Raw genomic sequence first — 5553 nt, forward strand, 5'->3', positions numbered from 1 at the left:
CCGCGCCGTTACGCGGACTGACATATTGGTCCGCGTAGGCGGACTTTGCATCATGAGCCACGATTTGCGGCTTGCGTTCCTCGGGGAACCCGAGGGTTTAGCGGCGTTTTTATGTCTAGGGTTCCCCCCGAATAAAAAAACGACAAGACACAATCGTAGGCGGTAGTAAAACGAAGCTAGCATCGATCGATTCGATCGCATAGCTTCAAGTCCAATACAGCACCTTGGCGCGGGGGAAGCGACGCGCGATCTCGCTCTCGAAGAAGGTGCGAAGCGTCTTCATAATATCAGTATCGTAGACATACTTGATCCCACCAAACTTATTGCGTTTGACCTTGCGGGTTGACTCATCCATGTCCAATTTGGTATTGGGATACCACTCTAGTAGAGTTTCCTTGGAGCCTGGTGTAAACCGATGGGAAATCAGCTCGAATGTCAAGTCACAATCAAAATCCAATGCCTCAGCGATCGTATCGAACAACTGAGTATAGTGCGATCGCCAATCCTCAATCGGCATAATCGGGGCGATGACCAGACCGACCGGATAGCCGCCACCGCCACGAGCAGGCGGCAGTGCTAATTTTCGCAAAGCTTGGAGTCGAGACGCCACAGACGCCGTTCCACCCTCCAATCGGGTCGAAATCGGCAAGGCATTGACACTGAACCGACAGCGGGTGTGTCCGTTGTGAGGTAGATCGAGTAAAGCATCTACACCATCAAACTTGGAAACCCACCGCAGATAGCCATCATCGCGGGTACCAAAGTAGCGAATACACTCCGCCAAGCTACCTGTCAGATGCTCGATGCCGAGCGGATCGGTATAGCAACTGACTTCAAAACTAGTGCCTTCACCCATGCGTTCGTAAGCTCCCAGGTGTTGCAGCGTCTGGGGGAGATTGGCAAAAGCACGGATGACTGGCGGCCCTTGCAGACTACCTGCGAGATAGCAATACTGACAGTGAGCTGGACAGCCTTCGGCGAGGTGAAACTGCCAGTCAGCAGAGGGGGGAATGGGGCTGAGTTTGAGACTACTCGGCGGCGCGACAACTACGGCTAGAGTCCGCTTGGAAATTTGATATGTTTCGCGCTCATTTTCGCCACGCAGTCCAGTCAGGCGGTTGCGATCGAGGATTTCGATCGGTAAGTTCAAGGATTCAACCCGGGCGAGTATTTGCTGACCCCAAGGTTCGGCGATCGCCGCAGGTGTAAATAGTACCTGTTCTGGCATCCAGAGTCTCGACTGAGGTGCGACAGCGGGGGTGGGAACGATCGATGTAGACGCAGTTGTCATGATTAGCAATGGCTTTTGAAAGGGAGCCTATTTCTATTATGACTGAGTTAGCAGCTCTCGATAACTGACTCTGGGTAGGGATCTCACGGTGTATAGACCGCACGGATCTGGGTTGCTAGTAATGAATGATTTGGATCGATCGAGTTGTTTGAGTGGCTTGCTTTAGATCTACCCACCCCACCCTGCACAGCACGCCTGTCTTGACGTTTTTTTACGCGGGGGTTACCCCGCATAAAAACGTCGCTCCGAGGAGGGGATTTCCCACTCCAACCCGGAGGGTAGGGTGGTAACCCCACATTTAAATGTAGTCTAGCCGACTTGTGGATACACCCGCTCCCACACTGGGAAAAAGGTGGAAGCGAAGGCGAAGGGAGCTAGTTCGGATTTTGCTTGACTACTGGATTGCCTTCGCTATCGACAGCCAACTCTTCCCGCCGGATCGTGTCTTGGACGGTAACATTTTCTTGCTCGACAACCTTGTTGACCCGTACTTCTTCGCGGACAAATGCCTCTTTGTGAAATTCAGGCACCTCTTCATATACTTCCACCCGCGATACTTCGCCCGCTTGGAAAGTTGCTACACCGGGCGCGACCGGAGTTGCTGCGTTCCCTGGCACATGCTCGATGACGACACGTTCTTTTTCAACTGGGACGGAAGCTTGGGCTGTCTCTGTTTCTATCCGCTTGCTGATGACTGCTTCGCCAGTCTTTTGGCGGGTTTTGCTAGTTACTAGCCGTTCCTCGTAGAGCTTGAAACTGGGATGATTTTGCTCATTCACCTGATACAAGTCAGGTTCGCGTTCGTGCTGATAGGTATTGCGATCGTACACATACTCACCTTCAATTTCCGCATACTCATCTTCTAGCGCAAGCATGGGTTCGCTGGATGCGATCGCTGGTGTGCGCTCGGTGCTACTCGTACCAATGCTGCCTGTGGTAGCTGTGTTGCGTTGTTGAGTCGATCGATCTGGACGATAAACACCTCGCACTTGCTCTTCATGGTCGTAATCTATGCGGAGATCTTCGGTAAATTCCGGTAGAGACTCAGCTTGAGCCTTGGTGAGATTGTCTGCATAGACCCGATCGGGATCATAGTCTACCCGCGCGCGACCGATCGGTAATAATACCTTCTTGCCGCCGAGCCAGCCACCCGTATCAACAATAAAATACCGAAACTGTCCATTCTCATCGACCATCAGGTCATTGACAGAGCCAACTTTTTCAGTACCAGTATAGACATCCAATCCTTTGAGATCGCGATCGTTCATATGCTTGACATAATCTGGATCGAAGTCTTTGATTTTGTAGAGAGCCATTTTAATTTAATCCTTCAACAATAACTTGGAAGACACATGACTCGATCTTAAAAATCTGATGGGTGATGGTTATCTTTCGATCTATAGGTTTCGATCGACTAGTTAGCATCATTGGATAGAGCTAAGTAGGTAGGTGCAATTATTTATAAAATAGACTATGCCTAAAACCTAGCTGGTGGACTGGGCGGGTGACCCGACCAGCAGCAGTGCCCACCCTACGCGATATCTTATATTTAATTACGCCCATCCACTTACTTGCTTGTTAGGAGTTAGGCTTTAGGCTTTGGGTTTTAGGGGCAAGGGGACTAGCAACTATAATTAGCGATTAGTCCCCTTGTTTTACTAGCTCCCATTCTCCCAGTCTCGACTTACTCGGCGGTGGCTAGTTCGTTATTGTTGCGGTTGCGTTTGCGAGTGAGGAGGTTGAATAATTGAATCCCGATCGCTTTGATGAGATTACCCTCTAGTTCGGTAAACATGACCATGTTCATCCCAAAGGCGGCATTGGCTTCGGCGACGACTTCATCAGCCTTGGCTTCGTCGATGGGTAGATCGTTCATCGCTTGACGGTAGTTGGCTTTGAATACCTTCTCGTCGGGGATTTGCTCGAACTCATAAAACGCTGTGCCCTCACCGTCGGTAAGCTTCATGGCATTCTGAGCGATTTTTTTGAGAATTTGACCGCCGGAGAGGTCGCCTAGGTAGCGGGTGTAGAGGTGGGCTACCAGCAGCGCAGGGTCACGATCGGCAACTTCATGAATCCGTGCGATATACTTTTTGGTAGCCTCTGATGGAGCGACTTGCTCGCGCCAATTGGTACCATAGTAAAAAGCGAGATCGCGTTCGAGCGCAGCTTTGCGATCGAGTTCGGGGAAAAATACTTTTGCTAAAAGGGGATCGTTGGCACGTTTGTGCATTTCCTCTTCCATCGCTGAGTAGACGAAGTAGAGATTGGTGACTAGTTTGCGGTAGGACTTTTTCTCAACAGTTCCTTTCAAGAAGCAGGCGATAAAGCCTGTGTTCTCAGCCATGTTATGGGATTTTTTAGTACCCTCACGCAATTTAGTAGCGAGATTAGAAGTCATCTTAAAAATTTCCGAATATATATATCCACTGACTTGTTAGCTTAGAATAATTTGATGAGAATTTCTATTAAGATTTATAAAATTTGTAACTTATGCTACATGTACCTGACGAGCGGCGTCCAAGATGAGTACCGCACGAGATGTTTCGCTCGTGCGGTAGCCGATCGGATCGGGATAGTCGCCACGCCAATGTTGAAAGCACGATGATATGACTTTTATTTCTAAACCCGCTCCCAAGTTAATTAAGAAATTTAACACGCCCGAAATTGTGCGTGGTAGTTGGTACACAATCTGGGCAGTGAGTGGATTGCTATTAATTAGTAGTATCTACGCCGTCAACTCTCAACGCCAAGCGATCGAGACTGTCGGCAAAGATACCGCTCCCAGCGTATTAACAGCACAGCAACTGCAAGATTCTTTTGCCGATCTGGATGCGAGTTTGGCAAATGAATTGTTACTAAAGCCTGGAGACAATCGCCGAGCGTTAGTACAGTTTGAAATTAACCGGAAGAAAATTGCCGATCGCTTGGTAGCTGCTGCTAAAAACATTGTTTATCCAGGCGAAGAAAAAATCGTCCAAAGTTTGCAATTGCATAATAGTGCCTACCTGTTGAAATTACAGGAAGCCCGTGATGCTCACAAACGAGGCGATCGCCTTGGTGTGCTGAGTATCTATCAAAGTGCGGCTAATTTAATCGATCGCGAAATCATCCCGCAAGCCGCACAACTGAGTTTATTAAATAGTCAGGAATTAGAAAAGTCATACATCAGCCAAAGTGGGATTAATAACGGAATTAGTTTCATAATTATCACGCTAGGATTGTTGCAGGTTGCGGTTTTAGTATTCCTGCAAATATTTTTATACTTACGAATGCGCCGGATGCTCAATCTACCTTTAGTCGGTGCTACAGCGATCGCGATCGTATTTCTAGCGTATACAATTAGCTCATTTACTAGTGCATCATCCAATCTCAAAGTAGCCAAGGCAGATGCTTTTGATTCGCTACGTGCTTTACGTCAAATGCGATCGCTATCTTATCAAGCAAATGCTGATGAAAGTCGTTATCTACTCGATCGCGCAAATGCCGATCGACACGAACGATCTTTTGATGACAACATCAATCAAATTCTGACAATTCCAGCCAATCGATCTCGCGATAGTATTGTTGTTAATACTACTCAAGGCAAATCGACACCTGGGATTGGGGGATTGTTTGCCAAGGCTTTGAATAATATTACATTTGCTGGTGAAAAAGAACTAGCGATCGACACCTTCAAATTATTTAATGACTATCTCACGATCGATAAACAAATTCGCCAATTAGCGAGGAATGGTAAAATTGCTGAAGCGATCGCTTTGGGTATCGGTAACAATCCAGGTGAATCAAATTGGGCATTCGATCGATATAAAAATAAGCATACTGAACTAATGGAGCTAAATAAACAGGAATTCGAGAAGAATATTGAAATTGGCACTGCTCGATTGGCAAACTTTGAAGTAATTGCTACTGTCTCGCTGGGTAGTATCGCGATCCTGACATTATTTGGCGTCAGACCGAGATTGATGGAGTATCTGTAGGTTGAAGAGTCGAGAGAGCATTACACAAGGAGCGAGCACCACTATGGACAAAGAGCCAAAATCACCGATTGGGCGATATTTTTGGAGTCAGATTAGCACCAACGCCTTAGTTCGCTTTTTGCTGTTTTTTGGAGCGGGATGGGCATTCGTGACAAGTTAAGAAGTGATCGCAGTTGTCAAGCGGGTTTGAGAAGATGGCTTAAAGAAGAATTGGTCGCCACTTCGTACATGTTCAGGAAAAGGGGCAATAATCAATTTGACGTTGGGTTTACGAATAGATTT

At 47.5% G+C, this 5553-nt stretch carries 5 protein-coding genes; 2 read left to right on the plus strand and 3 right to left on the minus strand.

Annotated features, from left to right (window positions below; genetic code table 11):
• Positions 1-205: 205 nt before the first annotated feature.
• From ACEW9I_RS17385 to ACEW9I_RS17395, 3 genes are all read right to left on the minus strand, one after another.
• The gene (locus ACEW9I_RS17385; protein WP_373541590.1) at positions 206-1291 is read right to left on the minus strand and encodes a spore photoproduct lyase family protein; all 1086 of its coding nucleotides are present in this window, start codon (positions 1289-1291) and stop codon (positions 206-208) included.
• A 374-nt stretch (positions 1292-1665) separates the two neighbouring features.
• Entirely contained in the window at positions 1666-2607 is a 942-nt protein-coding gene (locus ACEW9I_RS17390) for a DUF2382 domain-containing protein (protein ID WP_373541591.1), read from the minus strand.
• 368 nt (positions 2608-2975) lie between these two features.
• On the minus strand, positions 2976-3692 hold the full coding sequence (locus tag ACEW9I_RS17395) for a heme oxygenase (biliverdin-producing) (RefSeq protein ID WP_373541592.1): 717 nt from the start codon (positions 3690-3692) through the stop codon (positions 2976-2978).
• 54 nt (positions 3693-3746) lie between these two features.
• Between ACEW9I_RS17395 and ACEW9I_RS17400 the strand changes: the two genes are divergently transcribed.
• A complete protein-coding gene (locus tag ACEW9I_RS17400) occupies positions 3747-3899 on the plus strand; it encodes a hypothetical protein (protein WP_373541593.1) in 153 nt (50 codons plus the stop codon).
• 1 nt (position 3900) lies between these two features.
• Positions 3901-5271, plus strand: coding sequence for a hypothetical protein (locus ACEW9I_RS17405; RefSeq protein ID WP_373541594.1), 1371 nt, complete (start codon positions 3901-3903; stop codon positions 5269-5271).
• Positions 5272-5553 lie beyond the last annotated feature (282 nt).

The organism is Chamaesiphon sp. (assembly GCF_041738855.1).
Lineage (GTDB): Bacteria > Cyanobacteriota > Cyanobacteriia > Cyanobacteriales > Chamaesiphonaceae > Chamaesiphon.